Below are 25,387 nucleotides of genomic sequence, written 5' to 3'. Positions count from 1 at the left end.
AGGTCAATATTTTACACCCTACTCGTCAATTAAAGCGGTTTCATAAATAGCGGATTTCGCTAAAATAAGACATAGGGAGGTGCTAGTAAGATGAATAGCCAAAGTAAATTACAGGAGACAGAATATGTTCCTTTAGAGCAAGAACTTAAAAGAGAACCATCAGTTAATACGAAAAAACGTAAAAATTTGAAAAATGCAGGTTTATTTGCTCTATTTGTAGGGCCCGCACTTTTAGCGTTTTGTGTGATTGTACTTATACCATTTTTTACAGGGATTTATTACTCATTTACAGACTGGAACGGAGTAAACGGCACGATTAACTGGGTGGGGCTTGATAACTTCAAGTACTTGTTCACCGAAGATAAGCAGTTTCAGCAGTCGTTTTGGATCACAACAAAATATACGGTCGTTGCGATTATCTTAACGAATGTGGTTGGGTTCGTGTTAGCAATCCTTGTTACTCAAATGTTAAAAACACGAAATATTTTACGTACGGTTTTCTTTATGCCGAATTTAATTGGCGGACTTTTACTAGGATTTGTATGGCAGTTCATTTTCGTAAAAGGATTTGCATCTATCGGACAAATCACGGGAATCTCGCTTTTTGAACTTCCTTGGTTGGGAGACGCAAAAACAGCATTTTGGGGCATCGTGATTGTAAGTGTATGGCAAGGAGCAGGTTATATCATGCTTATTTACACAGCAGCACTGCAAAACGTACCGCAAGAGCTGATTGAAGCAGCAAAAATTGACGGAGCAAGCAGATGGCAAATTCTTCGTCACATTACAATTCCAATGGTAGCGCCGGCAGTAACGGTTTGTTTATTCTTAACGATTTCATGGTCATTTAAAGTATTTGATGTCAACTTATCATTAACAAACGGTGGTCCATTCAAATCAACAGAAATGTTAGCGCTTAACATTTATACAGAAGCATTTGTGAATAACAGATACGGTCTAGGTGAAGCAAAAGCCTTAATTTTCTTCATCGTCGTAGCAGCGATTACGATTATTCAAGTAACATACACGAAGAAGAAGGAGGTTGAATCGTAATGGGAAACAAATATACGAGCAAAACCTTTATTGTTGAAATTTTAGCGGTCCTGCTTGGACTGGTGTTCTTGGTTCCCTTTTATTACGTGCTTTCAAACTCACTGAAGTCATTTGCAGAAATTTTATCAAACACATCGGCACTGCCAACAACGATTCAGTTTCAAAACTTTGTTAATGCATTTAACCAAATGAACTACTTAAAAGTGCTTAGCAACTCGCTGATCATTACAGTCATCAGTAACGCAGTTCTAGTCATCTTCTGTTCAATGGCAGCTTACATGCTGGTTCGAACAAAGAAAAAAATCAGCAGCATTATCTTTATGGCATTCGTAGCGGCAATGGTTATTCCATTTCAATCCATCATGATTCCACTTGTAAAAGTAGCAGGAAACTTAAATCTGTTAAACAGCATTTGGGGTATTGTGATCATGTACTTAGGCTTCGGTTCAGGTATGACGATTTTCTTATACCACGGATTTATTAAAGGAATTCCAGTTGAGCTAGAAGAAGCGGCAATCATCGACGGATGCTCACGTCTAGGCGTATTCTGGAGAATTGTATTCCCGTTATTAAAGCCAATTACAGTGACTGTCGTCATCTTAAACAGCCTATGGATTTGGAATGACTTCTTACTTCCGTCTCTTGTTTTGCAAGATCCTGAGCTAAGAACGATTCCGCTTGCGACATTCTTCTTCTTTGGTCAGTATACAAAGCAGTGGGATTTAGCACTAGCAGCACTTGTAATCAGTATTATCCCGCTATTAATCTTCTTCTTTGCAATGCAAAAACACATTGTTAAAGGAATTACAAGCGGTTCAATTAAATAATAGAAGCGGCAACAGGGCTGGTTTTGAGGCTGAGGCATCAAAACCAGCAGCAAATAGGGAGGAACGGAAAATGGCATTTAAAATGAAAAAATGGCCTTTAGCAGTAGGTGTTTTATCGGCTACGCTGTTATTTTCAACCGCATGTTCAAACGAAAGCGCATCTGGTAATAAAAAAAGCGGCGGAGATCAAGTAGTAGTAGATGTATTTCAAGGAAAAGTAGAAATTGCAGATCAGCTAAAAGCTCTAACTGATCAATATACAAAAGAACATCCAAACGTGAAGTTCAATATCCAAACGGTTGGTGGAGGAGCTGACGGTGCAGCAGCTTTAAAAGCGCAGTTTGCGTCGGGCAATGCACCTGACCTTTTCACAAACGGAGGATATCAAGAGGCGAAAACGTGGAAAAATAAATTAGAAGATTTATCGGATCAGCCTTGGATTGATGACGCGTACGAAAACACACTTACTCCAATGACGATGGACGGTAAAGTATATGGACAGCCGATCAGTCTTGAAGGCTATGGATTTACATATAACAAAAAACTGTTCAAAAAAGCAGGCATTAAAGAACTTCCAAAAACATATTCGGAATTAGAAGCAGCGGCTAAAAAGCTAAAAGCTGCCGGTATTACGCCATTTTCTATCGGCTACGGCGAGTGGTGGGTGCTTGGAAACCACGGCTTAAACATTCCATTTGCCAGTCAAAAAGATCCGGATGCATTTATTAAAGGATTAAATGACGGCAGTACGAAAATTGCAGGAAACGAGCAGTTCAAACAGTATGTAAAGCTGCTTGATTTAACAGTGAAATATGGAAATAAAAATCCGTTAACGACGGACTATAACACGCAAGTAACGAAATTTGCGAACGGTGAAGCAGCGATGATTCAGCAAGGAAACTGGATTCAGCCAATGCTTGATAAAATTACGCCGAACATGGATGTAGGGATTCTACCTATGCCGCTAAGCGACGATGCAGCTGCATCTGACAAGCTTGCAATTGACGTTCCAAGCAACTGGGTTATTCACAAACAAGCACCAGCGGCAGATAAAAAAGCAGCAAAAGACTTCTTAAACTGGATGGTCACATCTAAAGAAGGTCAAAAAGCGCTAATAGAAGACTTCAAGTACATTCCAGCCTTTAAGTCAATCGAAGCAAAAGACATCGGACCTTTAGGTGAAGAACTTCTTAAATATTCTAAGGATCAAAAAACGCTTCCTTGGGAATGGACAAAATTCCCTGAAGGCGTAACGCAAAAATTTGGAGCAGATGTACAAGAATACATCGGCGGCCAAACATCTGAAGATGAGCTGTTAAAATCATTAGATAAAAGATGGGCTGAGTTGAAGTAATGGAAAAGACAACCTTTGGGTTGTCTTTTTTTGTGGAATCAAAAATGTAATATTTTTGTATCTTTATCCTTTTTATAGAAATTAATTGTGTATAAAAGGTTAGATATTCCTATTTAGATAGGTTAGCTGAAACTTTATAATGGATAATATAGGGAAAAATTTGATTAAATACAAAAAGTTTGATGGTTTTCTAATTACAGTGATAAAAGAGGGAATTTAATGGGTAAAGTGTATGAAGCAAGTTCGCTGCTTGCTTATGCAAAAGAGCGTGTAAGTACATATAAAAAGCTTAATGAAGAACTAGGTGATCTGATGAAAATATGGCAAATGTATTGCACCGACGAAGCTGTTCAACTGACAGCAAAGAATAAACAAAAGAATGAAGATTTTTTTGATAGGGGACTTATGGGAGAGTCTCTTCAGCACAGCTGGGAATCTATTGTAATGGAAACTTTTCAAGAAGGAGAGTATAAGGACTATATAACATATAAAGGGCGTTCGAATCCCCCTATTTTCTCACAAAAGGCTACTCAGCATTTAGACCGTTATTTAACAGACAGTGCTGAAATACTACAGGTAGTTCATAATGATGATAATTATTATGCAATTAATATTACAAATATTTTAGAATGTATTGATTATGAAAATTCGATACCTAATAAGTTTGGTGGTTTTGAACAAATAGCATTTATAGAAAACGAATTGAAAAAGAGTCATATTTTCCGTACAAAATCAACCAAGCATCGTTTCGGAGATTTTCCAATAATCTCTCAAGAAATTTATGTATCAGATGACGTACGCGATTATATCCTTCAAAGTGATTTAACCGGTTTTACTTTCTATGAAGTATGGTCATCACAAGAAGAAGAAGCATCAGTTGAAGAGTTAAATCCATTTGTTCGGGAATCGCTCGATGAGGATGTGGAAGCTCACTTACAAGCATATTATGGGCCGATTATCCGCCGTGTCGAAGCAGAATCAGCTGAGGTGACAGAGGCAGGTTTTTATGAAATGGCTCCTACAGAATCAGTGCCGTTTTATACGGTCGCAACACATGGTTATAGTACGCTTCGCCTGCCGACACCCCCTGGATTAGACAGCGCGTACGTTGAACTGGTGATGCATGCAGATCAAGATCCGTTTGAAGATAAAAGGTACAGCTGGATTCCACAAGTCATGCATCAAGTAGGAAGCTTTGCAGTAAACCATATGAATTGGATTGGTCAGTGGATGGTATTTCCAAATCAAGAGCTGGATCGCTACGTGGATACCTATGAACGAACGTTAACAGGTGAAAAAGTGAAGCTGCCATTACAGGTTCAACCGTATTCACCAGAAAGCGGCTTTTGTGGTGTTATGGTCGTGCCGCCTCTGCCGCAGTGCCAAGAGGCATTTATGATGCCGTATCTTGAAAACGGAAAAGAAACCCACGGAGAGTGGCCAGTCTATTTCCATACGCTTCTCCCTTTGTACGAAGAAGAAATGGAGTACTATTTCCAGCATGGACAAGAAGCGTTGCTAGAAAAGATGATGGAAAATGGCATCGAACACTTATTTAACTTACATAGACCTAATACGTTTAAGGAAAAAAGAAAAGGCTTTTTCGGCAGATTTAATAAGTGATAAATAAAAAGAGGCTGGGACAAAAGTATGTTAGACGAAGTGAAAAACGAACCATTTATCAACCATGTTGATGAGTGGTTCGTTTTTTTGTTAGGGTAAACGTAGGTTTCACCTGTTTAGATTCTTCTAGCCGTTGATTGGAGGGCAAGACGAAGACTCCTGCGGGAAAAGCGGAACAGATGAGACCCCGCAGGAGCGTAAGCGACGAGGAGGCTCAGCGTCCGCCCGCGGAAAGCGAAGTCTTGCACGGAAATCAACGGCGGTGTCTCAAGCGGTTCAGCTCATGTCTCTCATTTGTTCGTCTTTAGATTGGATTCAACTCGTTATGTCCTAGCCTCTTTTTATTTTGCTTCTTCTTACAAAAAGGGAGAAAGCGCGCTCTTTCCTGTGTGGTTACTTAACTTCTTGGCCAAAGCATAACCGCTACGCCAATCAGACACACAAGTCCGCCAATCCAATCGTATGTATCGGGCATTTTTTTATCAACCCACCACGCCCAAAACAGGCTTAAAACAATAAAAATACCGCCGTAAGCTGCATATACACGTCCAAAGTCAGGGAACGACTGCCACGTAGCAATGACGCCGTACAGCACCAAAGCAATACCGCCCAGAAGTCCTAACCAGCTCGAAGCTCCTTCGCGCAGCCACTGCCAAATCAAATAGCCTCCGCCAATTTCAGCAAGACCTGCTAAGATAAAAAGAAAAATCGCTTTAATCATAACCTATACTCCTTATATCATCATTTCGTCTCTTTATTCTATCTTACTTTTTTCGTTTGATGAACCATTCGTTTGCTTTAAATAAGCGCACTGGAAAGCATTCCTTTATCAATTTGTCTTCAAACCTGCTAAACTATTAATAGTATGAGTTTATGTGACTGTTTGTACGAGTGCAAAGAGCTATGTAATGACTGCTCCTCAGAGTACTTTTACAGGTAGACGTTAGCAGGAAATTGACTAATTAAAAGAATAAGACGTTTAACAGTATAAAAAAGTAAAAAGAATGCAGATATAGGGGTTTGGTAAAATGAGTTTAGATCATAAAGTGATACGCATTGAACTGCCTACGCCATTTCCAATTGGACCAGTGAATGTGTTTTTATTAAAAGCAGACAAGGTAACGTTAATTGATGCAGGTATGAAAACCAAAGAAGCGTGGAGCGTTTTTGAAGAGGCGCTTCGTAAAGAAGGATATAAAGTAACGGATATTGAACAAGTTATTCTGACTCATCAGCATCCGGATCACACTGGATTTTTAGAATGGCTGCCGAGTGATATACCGGTTTACGGTCATAAGCTTGTGGAGCCTTGGATTTATCAAGATGAAGAGTTTGTTCAGCAGCATAGTGAGCTATATCGTAATTTTCTTACGGAGTTTGGAGTCAGTGATGATGTAATGGAAGAATGGCTTCGTAAAGCAACGGCTGCAATTCAAGTATATTCACCTAAAGGGCAGAAGCTGGCAGGCTATTTAAAAGAAGGCGATACACTTCCGTATGCGAATGAGTGGGAAGTAATTGAAGCGCCGGGACATTCTTTGAGTCAGCTGATGTTTTACAATCGAAAAGAAAAAGTCGCGTTTGGCGGAGATCATATTTTGCCAAAAGTCCCGTCAAACCCGTATTTAGAGCCAACTATTCAAAACCCTAAGCCAACGCCGCTATTGGACTACTTAGCGTCTCTAGAAAAAACGTTGAACTACGACATTGATTTGATTTACAGCGGTCATGGTGAACCGCTTAGTGACATTCATTCTTTAATTATGGAACGTATTCAAAAGCAGCATAAATGGGCGCTGCGCGTGTTACAAGCGATGGGGGAAGGAAAGAAAACAACGCTTGAAGTCAGCGCTGCATTTTTCCCGGATATGTATCAAAAAGCACCTGACTTTATTTTCTCAGAAGTGTACGGCCAGCTTACGTATCTAGAAAAAGAAGGCTACGTGGAATTAACAAAAAATAAAGACGGCGTCTTACTGTGGGAAGCTGCACGCGTACTTGCTCCTCAGTCATAACATAAAAAAACCAGCTTCTTTAAAGAAGCTGGTTTTGTCTGCTTATAGTGAATGCAAGCGCTCAATGCGTTTTTCAAGCGGTGGATGAGTAGAAAATAAGCGTGAGAATTTTTCTTTACCGCTAATTTTAAAAGCGGCAATTGATTTTTGACGGTCATCTACTAATGAAGTAGTATGACGAAGCGATTCTAATGCATAAATCATTTTTTCCTTGCCGCCGAGTTTAGCTGCAAGCTCATCAGCTTTGAATTCACGTCTTCTTGAATGCCAGAAAATAATTGGGCTGCTTAAGATACTAAAGAGAATCTCAAATACAATCGATGTAAGGAAATAAACAACCATCGCAAACTCTTCTCGCACAAAGTTTGACACCGCTTTGGCTACTAAACGAGAGAAGAAAATAACGAATGTATTTAATACTCCTTGCAGAAGCGTAGTTGTGACCATATCACCGCTTTTAATATGCGCTATTTCGTGAGCGATAACGCCGCTGATCGCATCGCGGTCCATTCGTTCCAGCATTCCGCTTGAAACGGCAACAAGCGAGCGTCTTTTACTTGGCCCTGTTGCAAACGCGTTAACTTCGGCTGAGTGATAAATTCCGACCTGAGGCATTTTTCTTAATCCTGCCACAGATGCAAGTCGGTGCGTTTCTTCTAAAACAAATCGTTCGTATTCACCTTGAGGGGAACGTTCATCAATAACTTGAACACCCATCATCCACTTTGCCATTAAGCGTGACATCATAAGAGAAATAATCGCGCCGCTGAAGCCGGCAATGACGCTAAATGCCAGCAGGCCGCCGTAACCGCCGCTTCCCATATAGCTTTGAACACCTAATAAAGATGTAATCGTTGTGATTGTAATTAATACTAAAATATTAACGAAAATAAACAGTGAAATTCGTTTTAGCACAAGTCTTCCTCCTTTAACTAATACGTGCATGATAGGTATACGGTTAGTAGAGAGGAAAGGTTTCATTTATTTATTCAAATTTACTAAAAAGATTACTATGTTAAGTAGTTAAATTGTAAATATCAAATGGAATGCATTGTTTACTCTATAATCCAGAGCGTTTTTTAAAAATAAATTTCATAATTTACGTCTATCTTGGGACAAGGCGTACTAAAATAATAAAAAAAGGTGTTCAACTCATGAACACCTTTTTGGTAAACATATTTAAAGATTACTAGTCAATAACTTCATGACGTTTAAAAATTAACCTTAGGCTCTGTACCTAATTTAATTCGTTTGAAGTTTTTAATATGCTTCCATGTAATGAAAACAAAAATAACGGCTGCAAATACGATTAGTACAACATCACCTACATAAATTGATGCTAAAAAGGCAACCAATGCGCCAATAGGTGAAGATAAGGATACGTATTTAGAAATTTTGAGAGAAATTAAAAAAGCAAGAATCCCTAGAATGAAAGCTAATGGTGAAAATGCAAGGAATACACCAGCGGCAGTCGCTACAGATTTTCCTCCTTTAAACTTTGCAAAAACCGGATAGCTATGTCCAAGAATAGCAATAAATCCAGGGACAAGCATATGCAAGTGACTATTCATCATAAGCGGTAAACAGACGGCTAGCGAGCCTTTTGCTATATCGCCGATCAATACTATAATACCTGCTTTCTTTCCTAAAGTGCGAAAGGTATTAGTAGCTCCTAAGTTACCGCTTCCGTGCTTACGAACATCGGTTTTGTAAAACCCTTTTCCAATCACTAAAGCAAAAGGAATTGATCCAATTAAATAAGCTAATAAGATAATTATAGCGTTTGTTAGTACGTTCATTATTGGCACCTCAAATTGTGTTGTTAGTATTCATTAAAATATAAATGCGGTAAAAGCAGTTTTTTGTATGGCTAAAGGCTTCTAGTTTTTTCGGTGGAGTTTTTGTAAATTCCATTGGATTTCTAGTGGAACAACCCAATGCTTTTTAGTATGTTAAGATATTTTTGAACTTTTAAGCCTTAATACGTATTAGTATAGATTGATATGTCTATTATGAATATGTAAAAAGAAGAAAAGAGAAGAAACGAAAAGGCAAAAACAAAAAAACTTGTAATACAATTTTAAAAATATAACATAAATATTTAAAGGTTAAAAGATATTTTGGGTATATTGTAGTAGGAAAAAGCGTTTTGATCATTTTTTTATGAAAAACAAGACAAAAAAATTAACAAATCCAAAAAAATATAATAAAATGTAAAACAGTGTTTCGAAATATTAACTTCTTAAAATTGAAAGGGGTTCTGCACTTGTTGTGGACAGATATCAAAGAACGAGAAGTAGTTATGTACAAAAACTGCCAGGCGAAAATTTTAGAAAAAAAAGGGCCGAATAAAATAGTCGTTCGAAATCTAGAATTCCCGGAAAAAGGCGATTGGATATCAGCCGAGCTTGATTTTGAGGCTGTTGAAAAATTTGAGAAGAGTCGAGAACACTAATACAAAAAACATTTTATAATACTTCTATTTATCATATAAGAAAAAGCCGAGCTTACATTTTGAGTTCGGCTTCTTTGTTGATGTTTACTTCATTCTCTCGACGAAGAGCTCCTCGTTATTACATGTAAAACAAAGCCTTTTCCTCTCATTCATTTTCCACTACTACACTAGTCCCGTATAAAAACGTATCTTTATATGGGACTATCGATTTATTTTTAGTACACGTATTTTTGCCACTTTTTTCATATACAACCGTTCAGAAACAAAACCTCTGTGCATACATTGAAGACAAAGGGGGAGGATACATTGGGAAAAACAAGTCGTATATTGAAATGGGTCAGCGGAGGATTAGAGGCTCTTTGGGGGATTCCAATTCTAGGCGGGACCTTGGTTATTGGCCTAGCCTACACGCCGCTTATTTTAATGCTCGCATTGCATATTGTAGGTTTAGTATTTGCGATTAAAACAAACAAAGTTCGGACAGGGCATATCATGGGAATTGTCTGTTCTGCTATTGCGTGGATTCCAATTGTCGGCATGATCATGCACATCTTAACGGCTATTTTCTTACTTATAGAAGCAGCCAAAGATAATGAACCATCTGAAGACGCAGCATAAAAGAAGAGCCTCCTGATTTTAGGTGGTTTTTTATATTTCCAAATAAAGACTGGTAGGCTCTTTTGCTTTGAAAAATCCTTTTTATGTTAGAATATTAGAAGTATTTTCTAAAAAAGGGGGTAAACACAATAGATAAAGAAAATCAAAAGAAGAACAGATTTCTTGCCGTAGGAGTTATATTAGCCGCTCTTGTAAGTTTTATATTTCTACTATGGAGTATAGGCTGGGTAATTCCAAATGCAATGAGTGCCAGCGGCTATAAAGGTAAAGAAACGTTTATTGATTTAAATGTGTTTAACGGAAACAAAGCAGAATTTGAAAGATACTAGTTTACTAGAAAGGTAAGAGATGGAGGAAAAAATAATGCCTACTTATAACAAGCTAGTGCGAGATAAAATTCCAACAATGATTGAGCAAAGTGGAAACACCTTCAAATCACGCGTGCTGCAGCGAGAGGAGTATCAAAATGAGCTGAAGGAAAAGGCAAAAGAAGAGCTTCAAGAATACATAGAAGCCCAAACCCATCAAGATGCTATTGAAGAACTCGCAGATTTACTGGAAGTTATGCAGGCGCTAGCAGCTGTGCACGGAGCCACGCCAGAACAGCTGGAGAAAGTGCGTGAGGAGAAGGCGAAGGAGCGCGGGAAGTTTGATGGTCGAATTTATTTAGTGGAAACAGAAGAAGCGTAGTTTGGTGGTGCAATAGTGGAAGGAGCGAGCGGTGGCAGGTGAGTTTCAATTTAAAAGTAGGAGAAATAAAAAAAACTTATTTAACAGAACAAGAAATTTGGAAGATCATTAATCAATTTTTCGCTAATGGTCACTTTACCACAACATATAAATATGGATTGATGAAAGCTTTAATTGAAAACCTATATAATGTTGACAATCGGTTAGTCCTCACGTTTGATCAAGTGTATTTTTCATTTGCTAAAATATATTGGAACTTGGTTATTCATCATGATTTGAATCAATTAAATACGTCCAACAGACAAGCTGGAATTCAAAAAGAGTTAAAGGAATTTCAGTTAATGCATGGTATCCCCAATAAAGTAGTATTTGATCATTTACCAAGTAATCTTCAATTGCAATTAGTAGAAAGAACTAAAAAAGTGGGGGCAAGGTATGTAGTAGGGGCGTTATACGGAGATATGGAAGGTTCTGTTTATGAGTTTGATAAAAGAACAGAATACATAAAGTTTAATAGCAGTATCTATATTTTTTTACAAAAATATAGACAAATTGTTACTCATTTAACCAATTATCATTTGGCGAAATTTTTAGAAAAGCATAATGACAAAAATAAGTTGGAAGATGTCTTGTTGAAAGTGGAAAATATATCAAAACGCGAATCGCTGCATGCATTCTATAACATCCTTTGGAAATATGAAACAAAAGAATGTTTTTATTGTGGGAAAGTTCTTTCTGATAAACGCATCGCTACTCATGTAGATCATTTTATTCCATGGAGTTATATCCAATCAGATAATATGTGGAATTTGGTGCTAAGCTGTCAAAGCTGCAACACAAAAAAGAGCAATAAACTTGCTAAGAGCTTATATCTTGAGAAGATGTTTGTTCGTAATGAGAATCTTAAATTAACAGCAGTTCACAATGATTTTAACTATTATTCGGAGCGTAAATTAGAAGCTCTTTATGAGTATGCTGGAATGAATGGATACGTAGAAAACTGGTCTTCTTAAACCCGAGTATTTCTCTTTTCATCTCAGTTACAAAATCCCCTCTTGAAATTTTGTTCATCAAACAAGTAAACTAAAGACATAAGTTTGGTAAAATTGGGATAAGAAATTCATGAGGTAAGGGAGAACAAGTCGATGGAGATGGATCAAGAGAAATTTAATAAAGTGATTGAAGCGGCAAGGATGTATTATATTCTTGATTATAATCAAAGTGAAATTGCAAAAAAGCTTGGTGTATCAAGGCCTACGGTTTCTCGATTGCTGCAGACAGCAAAAGAAGAAGGCATTGTTCAAATTAAAATTGTGGATTCATCTATCAATAGTGAAAAATTGTCTTCTCAGCTTGAACAAAAATTCAATCTAAAAAAAGCAATCGTCACACCGGTGCCTCAATATGAAAATCACATTATTAAAAGTCATCTAGGCGTGGCAGCAGCTGACTATCTCTATGACATCGTAAAAGATGGAGATATTATTGGGGTGACGTGGGGAACAACTCTTTATCAAGTGGCCATCGATTTAAAACAAAAGTATGTGAATGACGTGCAGGTTGTGCAGTTAAAAGGCGGAGTAAGCCATTCGGAAACGAGCACATATGCTTCTGAAATTATGTACTTATTTGGAAAGGCATACAATACGCCTCCTATGCATCTTCCTCTGCCTGTGATTGTCGATCACGTGGTAGTCAAAAAAGCAATGGAAACGGATCGTCATATTAAGCGCATTTTAGATTTAGGCAAGCAAGCCAACATTGCCGTGTTTACTACGGGCCCCATCAAAACGGATTCGCTGCTTTTTCAGCTTGGCTACTTTTCCGAACAAGATGTAGAGATGATTTCCTCCCGAGCGGTAGGAGACATTTGTTCACGCTTTTTTGATAAAGATGGACAAATTTGCAATGAAAGCCTGGATGAACGGACGCTTGGACTTGATTTGGAGGAGCTTAAGAAGAAAGAGTACGCCATTTTAGTAGCTGGCGGGGATCAGAAAATCGACAGCATTTACGGAGCGCTGCAAGGGAAATTTGCAAATGTACTCGTTACTGATCAGTTCACGGCGCGCTTTTTATTAGATAAACAAGAGTAAAGGAGATGAAGACGCTGTTTTTTCAAGAGCAAAAGCTTCATCGCATTGAAATAGTAGAAGATATTGCATCTTATTCGGCGTCATCTCTGCAGGCACAGCGAAACAGGTATCCTTTTCAAACAGATGTCTCAAAAGACGGGGTAATTGCTAAAGGAACCACGGGCTATATCATTAAACGGTGGGGAAGAATGTACTTTTCTCCTGATGCTAATCAAAAAGGAATTGAACAATTTACGCCGCCTGTTCAGCCATATGTATTGATTCCTTATAAAAAGGTAAAGAATAAGTACAGAATCGTATTGTCATTTGTGATAAAAGCTGAAAAATAAGGGAAGACTTCCGAGTGCGGAAGTCTTTTTTTATTCACTAAAACAGCAGCTATAAATATTTTTGAACAAATGTAAATATATCTGTTTACAATTGTTCAAAGCTATTATATAGTAAGGGTGTAAGTTGTTGAAAACGTTTTAGTGGATGCACAATATGCAGATACTTTTAGGGGGAAAACGTCATGAGAATGGTTGACTTAATTGAAAAAAAACGTAATGGACATGAATTAAATAAAGCAGAAATCGATTTTATTATCGAAGGTTATACAAAAGGGGATTTACCTGATTATCAACTATCGGCATTTGCGATGGCGATTTACTTTCAAGGAATGACGCAGGAAGAACGCGTAAATTTAACGCAAGCAATGGTTGAATCAGGCGATCAAATCGACTTATCAAAAATTGAAGGTATTAAAGTAGACAAACACAGCACAGGCGGCGTAGGTGATACAACAACACTTGTATTAGGACCTTTAGTAGCTGCGGTTGATGTACCGGTTGCTAAAATGTCTGGCCGCGGCTTAGGACATACTGGCGGTACGATTGATAAACTTGAAGCAGTGCCTGGCTTCCACGTTGAAATTACAAACGAAGAATTTATTCGTTTAGTAAATACAAATAAAATTGCCGTTATCGGCCAAAGCGGAGACTTAACGCCAGCGGATAAAAAACTTTATGCGCTTCGTGATGTAACCGCAACGGTTGATTCGATTCCGTTAATTGCAAGCTCAATTATGAGTAAGAAAATTGCCGCTGGAGCAGATGCCATTTGCTTGGACGTAAAAACGGGGAACGGCGCATTCATGAAGAAGCTTGAAGACGCTGAAGAATTAGCAAAAGCAATGGTTGAAATCGGAAAAGGCGTAGGCCGAAACACAAAAGCAATCATTTCAGATATGAGCCAGCCTCTAGGTTTTGCGGTTGGTAATGCGCTTGAAGTGAAAGAAGCAATCGACACGTTAAAAGGCGAAGGCCCTGAAGATTTAACGGAGCTTTGCTTAACATTAGGAAGTCATATGGTTGTACTTGCTGAAAAAGCAAGCAGCTTAGACGAAGCGCGTGCAATGCTTCAAGAAGTAATTAAAAACGGAAAAGCATTAGAATCATTTAAAACATTCTTAAGCGCACAAGGCGGAGACGCTTCTGTGGCAGACGATCCGTCTAAATTACCGGATGCAGCGCACAAAATTGAAGTACCAGCAAAAGAAGATGGATACATTTCAGAAATCGTTGCAGAAAAAATTGGCGTAGCAGCAATGAAGCTAGGTGCAGGACGTGCAACAAAAGAATCTGAAATCGACTTAGCAGTTGGTATTATGCTTAATAAAAAAGTTGGAGATTCAGTGAAAAAAGGCGACTCTCTTGTTACAATCCACAGCAATAGCGAGGATGTACAGGAAGTAATGGATATCGTTTATGATTCTTACAGCACGGTCGCTGAAAAAGTAGAAGCTCCAACGTTAATTTATAAAGAAATTCATTAAGAAAGAGAGAGGAAGAACAAAATGAGTCAAAACATTACGGGTATTATTGATCATACATTATTAAAAGCAGATGCAACAGAAGAGCAAGTTACGGTTTTAGCACAAGAAGCAAAAGAATATTCATTCGCTTCAGTTTGCGTAAATCCAACGTGGGTAAAAAAAGCAGCTGAGTTATTAAAAGATGCTCCAGAAGTAAAAGTGTGTACGGTAATTGGCTTTCCTCTTGGAGCTACGACTTCAGCAGTAAAAGCATTTGAAACAACAAATGCAATCGAAAACGGTGCAGATGAAGTAGATATGGTAATCAACATCGGCGCGTTAAAAGATAAAAACTATGACTTAGTGCAAAGCGACATTCAAGCAGTAGTGGATGCTGCAAAAGGAAAAGCGCTAGTAAAAGTAATTATTGAAACAGCTCTTTTAACAGACGAAGAAAAAGCAAAAGTTTCTGAGCTAGCTGTAAAAGCTGGAGCTGATTTTGTTAAAACGTCAACAGGCTTCTCTACAGGAGGCGCAACGGTAGAAGACGTAGCGCTTATGAGAAAAACGGTTGGACCAGATGTAGGTGTAAAAGCTTCTGGCGGCGTTCGAGGCTTAGAAGATGCAAAAGCAATGATTGAAGCTGGTGCAACACGTATTGGTGCAAGCTCTGGCGTATCAATTGCAAAAGGTCAATTAAGCAACTCTGATTATTAATAAATGACAGCAGGTTAGTACTAACTAACCTGCTGTAAACTAAGCAAAGGATGATGACTGTGGAGCCAAAACAATTAATAGATGAAGCAATCGCAGCAAGCAAACAAGCACATGTACCGTATTCTCACTTCCATGTTGGTGCAGCTCTTTTAACAACCGATGGGAAGATTTATCGTGGATGTAATATTGAAAACGCTTCCTATGGATTGACGAACTGTGCTGAGCGAACGGCTATTTTTAAAGCTGTTTCAGAAGGGGACAAGCAGTTTTCAGCTATTGCAGTTGTAGGAGATACGGACGGCCCAATTTCTCCTTGCGGCGCATGCAGACAAGTATTAGCTGAGTTCTGTGATGATCACACACAAATTATCTTAGCAAACCTAAAAGGAGATTTTGTGATTACAAACATTAACGAAATCTTACCAGGCTATTTTTCATCAAAAGACTTACAAAAATAAGTAAGCAGTGGAGGATACTATGAAATATTTAATTGGCATCTTAGGATTACTCGTTGTCTTTGGATTAGCGTATCTTGCAAGTAATAACCGTAAAGAAATCAAATATAGACCAATCGTTATTATGGTTGTGATTCAGCTTCTTTTATCAGCTTTACTTCTAAACACAAAGTTTGGCTTGATTATTATTAATGCGATTGCCAGCGTTTTTGGAAAGCTGCTTTCATACGCAAATGAAGGCGTAGAGTTCGTATTTGGCGGAATCGCGAATAAAGGATCAATGCCGTTTTTCTTAAACGTGCTGCTTCCAATCGTTTTTATCTCTGTCTTAATCGGGATTTTACAGCACTTTAAAATTCTTCCTTTCATTATGAAATGGATTGGGTTGGTTCTCAGTAAGATTAACGGAATGGGAAAATTAGAGTCTTATAACGCAGTAGCTTCTGCCATTGTAGGTCAGTCAGAAGTATTTATTACCGTTAAAAAGCAATTAGACAAACTGCCGCCAAACCGTTTATATACGCTTTGTGCATCAGCTATGTCGACTGTTTCAATGTCCATTGTTGGTGCTTATATGACAATGATTGAACCAAAATACGTAGTAACAGCAATTGTGATTAACTTATTTGGCGGATTTATTATTTCTTCTATCATTAACCCTTACACAGTAACGGATCAAGAAGATATTTTAGAGGTACAAACAGGTCATAAGCAAACGTTCTTCGAAATGCTTGGCGAATATATTATGGACGGATTTAAAGTAGCGATTATCGTAGGTGCGATGCTGATTGGTTTCGTTGCGCTGATGGCTGCGATTGATAACGTGTTTGAAATGCTGTTTGGTCTGTCGTTCCAGCACCTGCTTGGCTATGTGTTTGCACCGTTTGCATTCATCATGGGTGTTCCTGCTTCAGAAGTAGTAGCAGCGGGCGGAATTATGGCAACAAAACTTGTAACAAATGAATTTGTGGCAATGATGAGTCTTTCAGATATGGCTTCAACATTCAGTGCTAAAACACTTGGAATTGTATCCGTATTCTTAGTATCATTTGCTAACTTCTCATCAATTGGAATCGTGTCAGGAGCGGTTAAAGGCTTAAGTGAAAAGCAAGGAAATACAGTAGCGCGCTTTGGTCTTCGTTTACTGTATGGAGCTACGCTTGTAAGCGTACTGTCAGCGATTGTTGTCAGCTTCATTTTATAAGTGTAATAGAAACAGAAAGAAAAGCAGTTTCCTTTTCAAAAGGAATTGCTTTTTCTTTTTTACATGTAAACCATAGCTCCGCGCATCCTAAAGAAAAACATCGACACAGAGGAGGACAAGAAAAGCTGGGGGCTTTTCTTACTGAAAAATGGATCAAATTGGACTGTTGCTGTCAGGTGCAGCTTTATTTTTAAACGGACTCATGCTGCTTGGAAAAGCAGATGAAAAAAACGTAGGCGTATTTAACTTATTTGTTGGAGCTTTTCAAGTTATTGTTCCGTTTTATTTAATTATTACGTCAGATCAAAGCAACTGGATTTTGTATGAAAGAACGGCAATCTTTTTATTTGGCCTTACGTATTTATATGTAGGCGTGACGGTATTAAAGGGAATGCAGGGAACAGGGCTTGGCTACTACTCACTTTGGGTATCGATTATCGCTTTAGTGTACGTGACGGTTTCTCTTGTTCACTATCATGACGTCGTAAACGCCATTACATGGATTCTTTGGTCGTTTTTATGGTTTTTATTTTATGTGCTTAATACGAGCAAAAAAGATGTATCTGCATATGTAGGGAAAGTGGCGATTGTACAGTCGTGGGTTACTTTAACAATTCCAGCGCTGTTTTCGCTAACGGGCGTATGGGGAAATAAAGATATGTACAATATGTGGGGAATCGTGCTGGTAGCTTCCATCATTTATTTTGTATACGTAGGATACCGACTATTCTTTTCTCAGCCGAAAAAAATGATTTTGAAATAAAGTATTTACAAAAAATAGATAATAATGGTAAGATGTTAGAAATTAAATGCCGTGAAGAGAAAAGTAGACAGCGCGTATTCTTAGCAGAGAGCTCCGGAAGCTGAAAAGGAGCAAGAAAAACGCTGTTGAAACAAGCCTCTGAGCAGCGCATTGGATCTAACGTGATAGTGCGACGGCTGCTTCCGTTACAAAGCTAGAGTATAAGCGAAAGCCGTACTCGACAAGGTTTATATGGCGACATATGAACAAACTAGGGTGGCACCGCGATTCATAATCTCGCCCCTAAGACACATGTCTTGGGGGTGGGATTTTTTTATTGACAAAAATCAATAGTGAAGCGGAGGCCTTTCTTTTATGAAAAGTAAGCTGTTGTCTTGGAAATACCCGTGTTTATTGCTGTTTGGAATTGGCACTAGCAATATCGGCGACTGGATTTATTTGATCGCTTTAAATGTCATGATGCTTGATATGACGAATTCGCCGCTTGCGATTTCAGGGCTATACATGATAAAGCCGCTTGCTGCGCTATGTACAAATATATGGTCTGGAAGCTTAATTGACCGCATGAACAAACGGAAGCTTATGATGGTTTTAGATTGGATGCGCGCCGGGGTCATTGCTTGCCTTCCGCTCTTCTCATCCATACTGATCATTTATGTGCTGGTATTTATCATCAGTATGGCAAGTTCGATGTTTCGTCCGGTATCGATGGTCTATATTACAAAGCTTATTCCAACTGAAAAGCGAAAAAGATTTAATTCGCTGCGCAGTTTGATTGACTCAGGAGGCTTTCTTCTTGGTCCGGCCGCAGCAGGTGCGTTATTTATGGTTGGAACGCCCGCGTTTGCTATCTATGCCAATGCTGCAGCGCTCGTGTTGTCAGGAATGGTTACTTTATTAATGCCTAACTTAGATATAAAAACAAAAACTAAAGAAAATAAACTCTCTGTAAACACCATTCGAGAAGATTGGAAAGCGGTGTTTCGTTTCAGTAGAGCCAACAGATACATTATCACCATTTATGTATTGTTCAGTTTCTTAATGGTCATGGCCACGGCAATTGATTCTCTTGAAGTTTCATTTGCAACAAGAGTCATTCATTTATCCGAAAGCGAATACGGATTTTTAGTAAGCGTAGCAGGCGCTGGTATTATGATTGGCGCAGTTATTAATACACTGTTTGCTAAGAAGCTGTCCACGAACTTTCTAATAGGTGCCGGCAGTGTAGGAGTATCGCTTGGCTATTTGCTGTATGCGTGTTCGTCTTCTTTTCAAACCATGGGAGCGGGATTTTTTAGCTTATCTTTTGCGTTAGCTTTTGCAAGTGCTGGTTTTCAAACCTTTTATCAAAACAGCATTCCCGTTGACATGATGGGGAGAGTAGGAAGTATCTATGGGCTACTTGAGTCACTGCTAATTATTATGATGACCTTTCTATGCGGAATGGCTGCACACATTGTTTCAATTCAAGGAGCTGTAATTGGTGGAAGCCTGATCATGCTTTTAAGTACGGTTGTATTGTTTTTGTGCACGTTAAAGCCGGCGTTTTATAAAATAAGTTTAGTCAAAAAACAAGGAATCTAACGCATAGGTACTAATGGACAAATAAGCTAAGAAGCCGATAAAAAGAAATGAATACAGAATAAAGGGTGAGAAAGCACAGTGAAAATGAAAGATGCGTTAAAGAAAAAAGGAATGTTTGTTAAAAAATTATCGAATCAAGGTGAATTCTTCCGGAAGCGGTGGGAAAATGAATTTGCAGATGCTTTAAGCGCATCGCAAAAAAAGAAAATTTATATGGATCAGTTTCTGTGGCATACGTTTAGCTATGAAAAGCTTCCTTGCTTGCAAGAGGAACAAGCGGTTCAAGCGTTTGAGAACCAAGTTAAGAACGACTGTTATTTGCTGTTTGAGCATGATGAACGAGTGCTGCAGCTATCTAAATGTAAGCATCTAACAAGCGCTGATTTAAGTGAAAATACAAACATGTATTTAGAAGATTTATATGTCGTAGATAAAGACTTTACATGGACTTATGTGATTACTCATGAAAGCTCATGTGGACCTTACTTTTACCGCACGTAAGTAAAGATAGAGCCTGCCGATTAATACGGCAGGATTTTTGTTATAAAAAAACATTTTATAAATTAAAAGTAATTATAGTAATTAAATGGTTTTTTAACTGAATTTATTGGGTATTTATTACTAACTATTATCCATCTCTCTCCTATATCTATATTACCATTTGGGATTTTTTCAAAAAATAGGATATGAAATTAATTTTTTGTATGCTAAGGTAATTACTGCTAGTAAGCTTGTCTTACAAAATTCGGTTTAAAAAGGAGGTTTTTGTATGAAATGGTATTTACATGTGCTAAAAAATTATGCAACGTTTCAAGGAAGAGCAACACGTAAAGAGTATTGGATGTTTGTCTTATTTAATTTTATTATATGGTGTGTGCTTTCAGCTATTGAACTTATAACAGATATGCCTCCGTTTTTGCGTATAGTTTATCTTGTTGCAGTCTTCATTCCATCCCTTGCTGTGACGGCACGTCGACTGCATGACATAGGAAGAAGCGGGTGGTGGCAGCTCACTACTATTATTCCGATTGCGGGAAGTATTTGTCTATTAATTCTTCTTTGTCTACGGAGTGAGTCGCAGTTAAACCGGTTTGATGTACCTAATAAAGTTGCGTAGGAATTAAACGGTTAGGTAGTTTAATTTAATAAACAAAGAGAGGGTTTAAAAATGTACTGGTATATAAAAGCGTTAAAAAATTATGCGACGTTTCGAGGAAGAGCAACGCGTACGGAGTATTGGATGTTTACATTATTTGCTTATATCTTTATGATCATTCCATATATCTTGGTTTTTATCGATTCACTTGCAGTATTTGGAGTTATTTTAGTATTACTTTACGGAGCAGCAATGATTCTGCCTTCACTTGCCGTTACTGTTCGCCGACTTCATGATACAGGAAGAAGCGGCTGGTGGTATTTAATTAACTTTGTTCCAGTTATTGGAGGCATTTGGCTGCTCATCTTACTTTGTCAAAGAAGCGAAGTAACAGCCAATATTTACGATACAGACACGCAGGCGTCTTAACCAGAGTAGTTTATTAGTTTAAAAAGTTAGTAAACTAAACGTGCGAATTGTATCTAAATTAAAAAGAGGTTGGGACAAAAGTAATTTAGTTGAAGGGAAATCCGAACTAATTAAGATTCTTGATGGAGAATCCAATTAGTTCGGATTTTTTCATAGCGTGATTGTGAACGTGAATTTTATGTGTATAGGTTCTTCTAGCGCCGCCCGCGGAAAGCGAAGCCTTGCACGGAAATCAACGGCGGTGTCATAAGCGGTTCAGCTCATGTATCTGATTTGTTCGTCTTTAGATTGGATTGATTTCATTATGTCTCAATCTCTTTTTTTCATTTTCCCATACGCTGCTGGGAATTTCTTTTCGAAGAACAGGTGCAATATCACTTGCGAAGCGCTCTAGCTGTTCGCGCTGTTCTGCTTCGCTTAGACCGTCTACGCTGATGCTCAGCACTTCGTTTCCATAAGCGTTGTGATAATCTATTATTTTTTCAATGATTTGCTCCGGGCTTCCTACTAAAGCAGGACCGTGTTGAACGATATCTTCTAGTGACGTGAACGGCGATTGATTATGTTTCGCTGCCTCTGTATTGCTAAACGCGTTATAGTACGGGCGATAGCGGCGAATCGCTTCTTCCGTTGTATTAGAAATATATAGGCTGCTTGCCCCTGAACCGACGATGGCTTTGCGTGGGTCATGGCCATAATAAGCAAAACGTTCGCGGTAATGGTCAATCAGCGCTTTATATTTAGCCTGAGGGTGAAAAGAATTGGATGAAAATAGAGGCTCTCCGTATTTAGCTGCAAGTTCTGTAGACAGCGGGCTTGACGCGCTTCCATGCCAAACGGGAATAGAAGGCTGAAACGGCCGAGGCTGAGTCGTAACGTTAGTTAAAGGCGGACGATAACGGCCGCTCCACGTGACATTTTCTTCTGTCCAAAGCTGTTTTAAAAGAGCGTATCTTTCAGCAAGAGACTCCCATTGTTCTTCTTCTGTAATGCCAAAAAGCGGATAATGACGCGGGTCATTGCCTTTTCCGATAATCAGTTCAAGCCGTCCACCCGACAGGTGATCAAGCGTTGCGTAATCTTCAGCTACTCGTACAGGATCTAAAATGCTTAGAACGGTAACGGTAGTAAGAAGACGAATGTGTGACGTTTTAGCAGCGATTGCACTTAAAACAACGGGAGGAGAAGAAGACAAAAAAGGAGCTCCGTGTCTTTCGCCGACTCCGTAAGCATCAAAACCTAATTTTTCGGCAAGCACTGCTTGATTTAACACATGCTGAAATTTTTCTTGAGCAGTTAATGTTTCTCCAGTAACCGGGTTCGGGATATTTTGAATAAGACTAAATAAAGCAAATTTCATACGTTTTACCTCCAAAAGATAAAATGCTGGACGACAATAAAAAAAGCAAACGTACACATATTGTCGTGTCCATTTGCCTCCAGTTGACTGGTAGATATGTAGTTTTATTGTTTTATTAGTTGTATCTTAAGCGGTAGACACTGAGCTGTCAAGATAATCTTTTTTTAAAACCTACTTGATTTATCGGTTAACTAGTATTATGATGTGAATAATCTTACACGAAGTAAGCCCACTGGTTAACCAGAGGCTCTTGATGAAGCAGATGCTTTATCAAGAGCCTCTTTTTATTACATAATAGAGGGATTCAGGGGAGGAACGTATGAAAAAATATTGGCTGTTTTTACTTTCAATTGTAGTAGCTGTGAGCGTGGCAGGATGCGGAACAAACGCATCTTCAAGTGCGGGAGAAAAGAAAGAAAAAGATGTTCAAACGATTGTTGTTGGAACGGGCACTCAGTTTCCTAACATTTGCTTTATTGATGATAAAGGCAAACTGACCGGTTATGATGTAGAAGTAGTAAGAGCGATCGACAAAGAGTTAAAGGATTATAAATTTGAATTTAAAACGATGGAATTTTCAAATCTGCTTCTTAGCTTAGAAAGTAATAAAATTGATATGATTGCTCATAACATGGCTCAGAACGCTGAGCGAAAGAAAAAGTTTTTATTTAATGATGAAACATATAATTATTCTCCGCTTTATGTAACAGTTCCTAAAACTCGAAATGATATTCATTCATTAAAAGATTTAGAAGGGAAAAAAATGATTGTAGGAGCTACAAGCAATGCGGCTGTCTATCTAGACAAATATAATAAAAAACACGGCAATAAAATCGATGTAGTTTACGCCGGTCAAGGTGCGGATGATGCTACCACTCAATTAAAAACAGGCCGAGCAGATGCTACGCTTGCGACACCATTTTCCATCGATTTTAGCAATCAAGCGCTAAAATTTCAGCAAAAAACGGTTGGAGATATTGTGATTAATTCAAAAGTGTATTTTATGTTTAACAAAAAAGACGAAAAGTTAAAGTCGGAAGTTGACCAAGCGATTAAAAAGCTGAAAAAAGACGGGACGTTAAAAAAACTCAGCACAAAATGGCTAGGAGAAGACTACACGGTGCAAAATTGACTATAGCAAAAAAAGCAGCTGTCCATACAGCTGCTTTTTTTGCATGATATAAATCCAATAGATAGAAGAAACGATCTGCAAAGAAAACAAAAATTAGTGTATAGTAGAGCTATAAGTACTATAAAAGCAGGACCGCAGTAGGAGGCCATTCATTGATTACGGATTTACAGCGCGGAGATTTCTTTCAAAAAGGACATCGTTATCGCAGAAAACAAATTCATAAGCTTTATAAAGGACAGGAACAAAGCGAAATATCAACGCCAAAAGCGCATCCATATATTTTTATTTTCACAAAAGAAAGCGGAAGTGAATACGGTACAGGGCACGGATGGAACAAAGATAAAACCGCTTTTTTCTATACGGGGGAAGGCCAAAGAGGATCGATGCAGCTCATTAAAGGCAATAAAGCGCTTCGTGAACATTTTTTATCAGGAAAAGCCGTTTATTTATTTCACTACGTGGAGCCGGGAGTGGTCGAGTTTGTTGATGAAGTGACGTATATCAATCATCAATTAGAAATTATGTGGGATTCAGACGGAGAGCTGCGTGAAGCCATTATTTTTGAACTTGAACGAAATTCCGTGATTGAGGAAAAAGCAGCACAGCTGGATGTTTCAGCTTATTCAACTGAACAGCTTCGTCATATGGCGTTAGGGAAAGAAAAAAAGACAAGTATTTATGAACAAACGGCAGCTCTTGGACAATATGTTCACAAACGCGCAGCGGGTATTTGTGAAGCCTGCGGAGAAAGCGCGCCGTTTATCGCAAAAGATGGAAGCTCCTTTTTGCAAATGTACTATCTTTCAAAGCTATCAAAGAGCGGACTCGCTAAACCAAAGGACGCTGCGGCACTATGTCCCAACTGTCATAGTCGTCTACGCTACGGGAAAGATAGTGAAGTATATAAAGAAGATTTGATTACTAAAATTAATGAAAAAGAAGCAGGAAAGAAAAATGAGTAATATCGTCTTTTTCATTTTATAAAAAACCGTCTCTAGGCAGGGTAGCTGCCGAGGCGGTTTTTTGTATGTAGAATGACTTCAAAAAATAAAGACAATAAAGCGTATAAAAATAATAGAAAAACAGATAATGAAAAACTGAAGCTTTCGTTTAGAAAATAGTAAAAGCTGGGGTGATGTGCTGTGGCAGACAAGTATGACTGCGTCATTATAGGTGGAGGAATTGCGGGACTTCAAGCTGCTATTCAGCTTGGAAGATATAAGCGCAGTGTATTGGTTATTGATTCAAAAGATGGACGTTCCAATCTCTGCAAAAATTATCAAAATATATTGGGATGGCCTGAGGGAATAAGCGGGCAAACTCTAAGAGAAACGGGGAGGCAGCAAGCAAAAAGCTACGGCATTCAATTTGCAGAAGAACGTGTCCTTCAGTGTGAAAAAGAAATAGAAGGGTTTAACGTCATTACAAACTCTGCGAACTACGAAGCAGCTACTTTACTGTTTGCGACGGGAGTAGTAGACCGGATTCCGCCTGAACTTCAGCAAGAGCTATATCACTGTATGGGAAAAACCGTATATGTATGTCCCGACTGCGATGGGTATGAAGTAAATAATAGAAGGGTATTAGTACTAGGGTCAGGAAAAGCAGGAGCCAGTTTATCTCTTACGTTAACATATTGGACAAATGACATTACGTACATTAATCATGACAAAAAAGAGATTGGACCTTTAGCAGATACCTTGATGCAAAAGGGAATTACCTATAAAGAAGCGGCAATAAAAAAAATCATAGCTGAAGCAGAAATGTTAAAAGGAGTCATCCTCGAAAACAATGAAATCGTCTATGGTGAAAGAGGTTTTTTAGCGTTCGGAGGAAATAAAGTTCGAACAGAATTAGCGCATGAGCTCGGAGCAGAACTTTTAGAAAATCAGCACATTATCGTAAATCCGCGTACAAAAGAAACAAATGTTTCAAGTGTGTGGGCAGCAGGAGACATTGTGGCTCATTCTGAACAAGTGACGGTAGCGATGGGAGAAGGTTTACAAGCTGCTATTTGGATACACAAACGTCTGTTAGAACTATATGAAAAATAATTATTTTTATAAAAAAGTAAGATTGCATGTTTTGTTTTCTTTCTGTTAGGGAACTGGAAATAAAAGAGAG

28 protein-coding genes and 1 other annotated feature are annotated in these 25,387 nt (G+C 38.4%); of the genes, 24 read left to right on the top strand and 4 right to left on the bottom strand.

The genetic code is table 11. The features are described from left to right. Nucleotides 1–90 precede the first annotated feature (90 nt). The 5 genes from ACMX9J_RS05075 to ACMX9J_RS05055 all read left to right on the top strand — a co-directional run bounded on the left by ACMX9J_RS05075 (nt 91) and on the right by ACMX9J_RS05055 (nt 5,191). Nucleotides 91–1,053 (top strand): carbohydrate ABC transporter permease, encoded by a 963-nt coding sequence (locus tag ACMX9J_RS05075; protein ID WP_028412947.1) that lies wholly within the window; start codon nt 91–93, stop codon nt 1,051–1,053. After that, on the top strand, nt 1,053–1,880 hold the full coding sequence (locus ACMX9J_RS05070; RefSeq protein WP_013057493.1) for a carbohydrate ABC transporter permease: 828 nt from the start codon (nt 1,053–1,055) through the stop codon (nt 1,878–1,880). The genes ACMX9J_RS05075 and ACMX9J_RS05070 overlap by 1 nt, the downstream gene beginning before the upstream one ends. A gap of 70 nt (nt 1,881–1,950) precedes the next feature. Continuing rightward, nucleotides 1,951–3,234, top strand: a complete 1,284-nt coding sequence (locus tag ACMX9J_RS05065) for an ABC transporter substrate-binding protein (protein ID WP_251439882.1) — start codon at nt 1,951–1,953, stop codon at nt 3,232–3,234. A gap of 219 nt (nt 3,235–3,453) precedes the next feature. Continuing rightward, nucleotides 3,454–4,857, top strand: a complete 1,404-nt coding sequence (locus ACMX9J_RS05060; RefSeq protein WP_251439885.1) for a suppressor of fused domain protein — start codon at nt 3,454–3,456, stop codon at nt 4,855–4,857. 133 nt (nt 4,858–4,990) lie between these two features. After that, nucleotides 4,991–5,191, top strand: coding sequence for a hypothetical protein (locus ACMX9J_RS05055; protein WP_081213998.1), 201 nt, complete (start codon nt 4,991–4,993; stop codon nt 5,189–5,191). Between the two features lie 63 nt (nt 5,192–5,254). Here ACMX9J_RS05055 and ACMX9J_RS05050 read toward each other — a convergent pair whose 3' ends face one another. After that, complete coding sequence (locus ACMX9J_RS05050) at nt 5,255–5,578, bottom strand: YnfA family protein (protein WP_014459650.1); 324 nt, start codon at nt 5,576–5,578, stop codon at nt 5,255–5,257. A gap of 307 nt (nt 5,579–5,885) precedes the next feature. On the opposite strand from ACMX9J_RS05050, the gene ACMX9J_RS05045 reads away from it, so the two are divergent. Next, nucleotides 5,886–6,872 (top strand): MBL fold metallo-hydrolase, encoded by a 987-nt coding sequence (locus ACMX9J_RS05045; protein WP_416225492.1) that lies wholly within the window; start codon nt 5,886–5,888, stop codon nt 6,870–6,872. Between the two features lie 42 nt (nt 6,873–6,914). Here the strand turns inward: ACMX9J_RS05045 and htpX are convergent, their stop codons facing one another. Next, nucleotides 6,915–7,787, bottom strand: coding sequence for a protease HtpX (htpX, locus tag ACMX9J_RS05040; protein ID WP_014459652.1), 873 nt, complete (start codon nt 7,785–7,787; stop codon nt 6,915–6,917). Between the two features lie 296 nt (nt 7,788–8,083). After that, nucleotides 8,084–8,671: a glycerol-3-phosphate 1-O-acyltransferase PlsY gene (gene plsY / locus ACMX9J_RS05035; RefSeq protein WP_063247784.1), complete on the bottom strand. Its 588-nt coding sequence runs from the start codon at nt 8,669–8,671 to the stop codon at nt 8,084–8,086. Between the two features lie 467 nt (nt 8,672–9,138). On the opposite strand from plsY, the gene ACMX9J_RS05030 reads away from it, so the two are divergent. The 15 genes from ACMX9J_RS05030 to ACMX9J_RS04960 all read left to right on the top strand — a co-directional run bounded on the left by ACMX9J_RS05030 (nt 9,139) and on the right by ACMX9J_RS04960 (nt 20,771). Continuing rightward, entirely contained in the window at nt 9,139–9,327 is a 189-nt protein-coding gene (locus tag ACMX9J_RS05030) for a hypothetical protein (protein WP_016764545.1), read from the top strand. A 306-nt stretch (nt 9,328–9,633) separates the two neighbouring features. Then, complete coding sequence (locus tag ACMX9J_RS05025; protein WP_028412954.1) at nt 9,634–9,945, top strand: hypothetical protein; 312 nt, start codon at nt 9,634–9,636, stop codon at nt 9,943–9,945. Between the two features lie 363 nt (nt 9,946–10,308). Next, nucleotides 10,309–10,635 carry a phosphoribosyl-ATP pyrophosphohydrolase gene (locus ACMX9J_RS05020; protein WP_416225491.1) on the top strand — a complete coding sequence of 109 codons (327 nt, stop codon included), beginning with the start codon at nt 10,309–10,311 and terminating at the stop codon, nt 10,633–10,635. Between the two features lie 38 nt (nt 10,636–10,673). After that, nucleotides 10,674–11,648, top strand: a complete 975-nt coding sequence (locus ACMX9J_RS05015) for an HNH endonuclease (protein WP_416225490.1) — start codon at nt 10,674–10,676, stop codon at nt 11,646–11,648. Between the two features lie 138 nt (nt 11,649–11,786). Beyond that, nucleotides 11,787–12,731 (top strand): sugar-binding transcriptional regulator, encoded by a 945-nt coding sequence (locus ACMX9J_RS05010; RefSeq protein ID WP_026106623.1) that lies wholly within the window; start codon nt 11,787–11,789, stop codon nt 12,729–12,731. A 5-nt stretch (nt 12,732–12,736) separates the two neighbouring features. Beyond that, a complete protein-coding gene (locus ACMX9J_RS05005) occupies nt 12,737–13,060 on the top strand; it encodes a hypothetical protein (protein ID WP_221818108.1) in 324 nt (107 codons plus the stop codon). Between the two features lie 182 nt (nt 13,061–13,242). Then, complete coding sequence (locus ACMX9J_RS05000; protein WP_013057477.1) at nt 13,243–14,544, top strand: pyrimidine-nucleoside phosphorylase; 1,302 nt, start codon at nt 13,243–13,245, stop codon at nt 14,542–14,544. Between the two features lie 21 nt (nt 14,545–14,565). Beyond that, nucleotides 14,566–15,240, top strand: coding sequence for a deoxyribose-phosphate aldolase (gene deoC / locus ACMX9J_RS04995; protein ID WP_014459662.1), 675 nt, complete (start codon nt 14,566–14,568; stop codon nt 15,238–15,240). Nucleotides 15,241–15,299: 59 nt separating this feature from the next. Further along, on the top strand, nt 15,300–15,698 hold the full coding sequence (locus ACMX9J_RS04990) for a cytidine deaminase (RefSeq protein ID WP_013057475.1): 399 nt from the start codon (nt 15,300–15,302) through the stop codon (nt 15,696–15,698). 19 nt (nt 15,699–15,717) lie between these two features. Then, entirely contained in the window at nt 15,718–16,899 is a 1,182-nt protein-coding gene (locus ACMX9J_RS04985) for a NupC/NupG family nucleoside CNT transporter (RefSeq protein ID WP_028412960.1), read from the top strand. A 148-nt stretch (nt 16,900–17,047) separates the two neighbouring features. Continuing rightward, on the top strand, nt 17,048–17,662 hold the full coding sequence (locus ACMX9J_RS04980) for an AmiS/UreI family transporter (RefSeq protein ID WP_013057473.1): 615 nt from the start codon (nt 17,048–17,050) through the stop codon (nt 17,660–17,662). A 42-nt stretch (nt 17,663–17,704) separates the two neighbouring features. Continuing rightward, nucleotides 17,705–17,949 (top strand) — a binding site (T-box leader). A gap of 67 nt (nt 17,950–18,016) precedes the next feature. Beyond that, a complete protein-coding gene (locus tag ACMX9J_RS04975) occupies nt 18,017–19,246 on the top strand; it encodes an MFS transporter (protein ID WP_176343897.1) in 1,230 nt (409 codons plus the stop codon). Nucleotides 19,247–19,324: 78 nt separating this feature from the next. Then, nucleotides 19,325–19,747: a DUF4275 family protein gene (locus ACMX9J_RS04970; RefSeq protein ID WP_034268792.1), complete on the top strand. Its 423-nt coding sequence runs from the start codon at nt 19,325–19,327 to the stop codon at nt 19,745–19,747. Between the two features lie 268 nt (nt 19,748–20,015). Next, a complete protein-coding gene (locus tag ACMX9J_RS04965; RefSeq protein WP_416225489.1) occupies nt 20,016–20,363 on the top strand; it encodes a DUF805 domain-containing protein in 348 nt (115 codons plus the stop codon). Nucleotides 20,364–20,414: 51 nt separating this feature from the next. Then, nucleotides 20,415–20,771: a DUF805 domain-containing protein gene (locus tag ACMX9J_RS04960; protein WP_028412963.1), complete on the top strand. Its 357-nt coding sequence runs from the start codon at nt 20,415–20,417 to the stop codon at nt 20,769–20,771. Nucleotides 20,772–21,054: 283 nt separating this feature from the next. On the opposite strand, the gene ACMX9J_RS04955 is transcribed toward ACMX9J_RS04960, so the two are convergent. Further along, nucleotides 21,055–22,131, bottom strand: coding sequence for an LLM class flavin-dependent oxidoreductase (locus ACMX9J_RS04955; RefSeq protein ID WP_034268789.1), 1,077 nt, complete (start codon nt 22,129–22,131; stop codon nt 21,055–21,057). A gap of 319 nt (nt 22,132–22,450) precedes the next feature. Between ACMX9J_RS04955 and ACMX9J_RS04950 the strand changes: the two genes are divergently transcribed. The 3 genes from ACMX9J_RS04950 to ACMX9J_RS04940 all read left to right on the top strand — a co-directional run bounded on the left by ACMX9J_RS04950 (nt 22,451) and on the right by ACMX9J_RS04940 (nt 25,317). Then, on the top strand, nt 22,451–23,263 hold the full coding sequence (locus ACMX9J_RS04950) for an amino acid ABC transporter substrate-binding protein (protein WP_033579330.1): 813 nt from the start codon (nt 22,451–22,453) through the stop codon (nt 23,261–23,263). Nucleotides 23,264–23,415: 152 nt separating this feature from the next. Further along, nucleotides 23,416–24,225: an HNH endonuclease gene (locus ACMX9J_RS04945; protein WP_098113128.1), complete on the top strand. Its 810-nt coding sequence runs from the start codon at nt 23,416–23,418 to the stop codon at nt 24,223–24,225. 180 nt (nt 24,226–24,405) lie between these two features. Further along, nucleotides 24,406–25,317, top strand: coding sequence for an NAD(P)/FAD-dependent oxidoreductase (locus ACMX9J_RS04940; RefSeq protein ID WP_416225488.1), 912 nt, complete (start codon nt 24,406–24,408; stop codon nt 25,315–25,317). The last annotated feature ends 70 nt before the right edge of the window (nt 25,318–25,387 follow it).

It is taken from the genome of Priestia sp. RMT2NF4, assembly GCF_047872835.1.
GTDB classification, from domain to species: Bacteria; Bacillota; Bacilli; order Bacillales; family Bacillaceae_H; genus Priestia; species Priestia zanthoxyli.
Note: the sequence above shows the minus strand (reverse complement) of the source record. Positions and strands in the feature narration are given on the sequence as shown.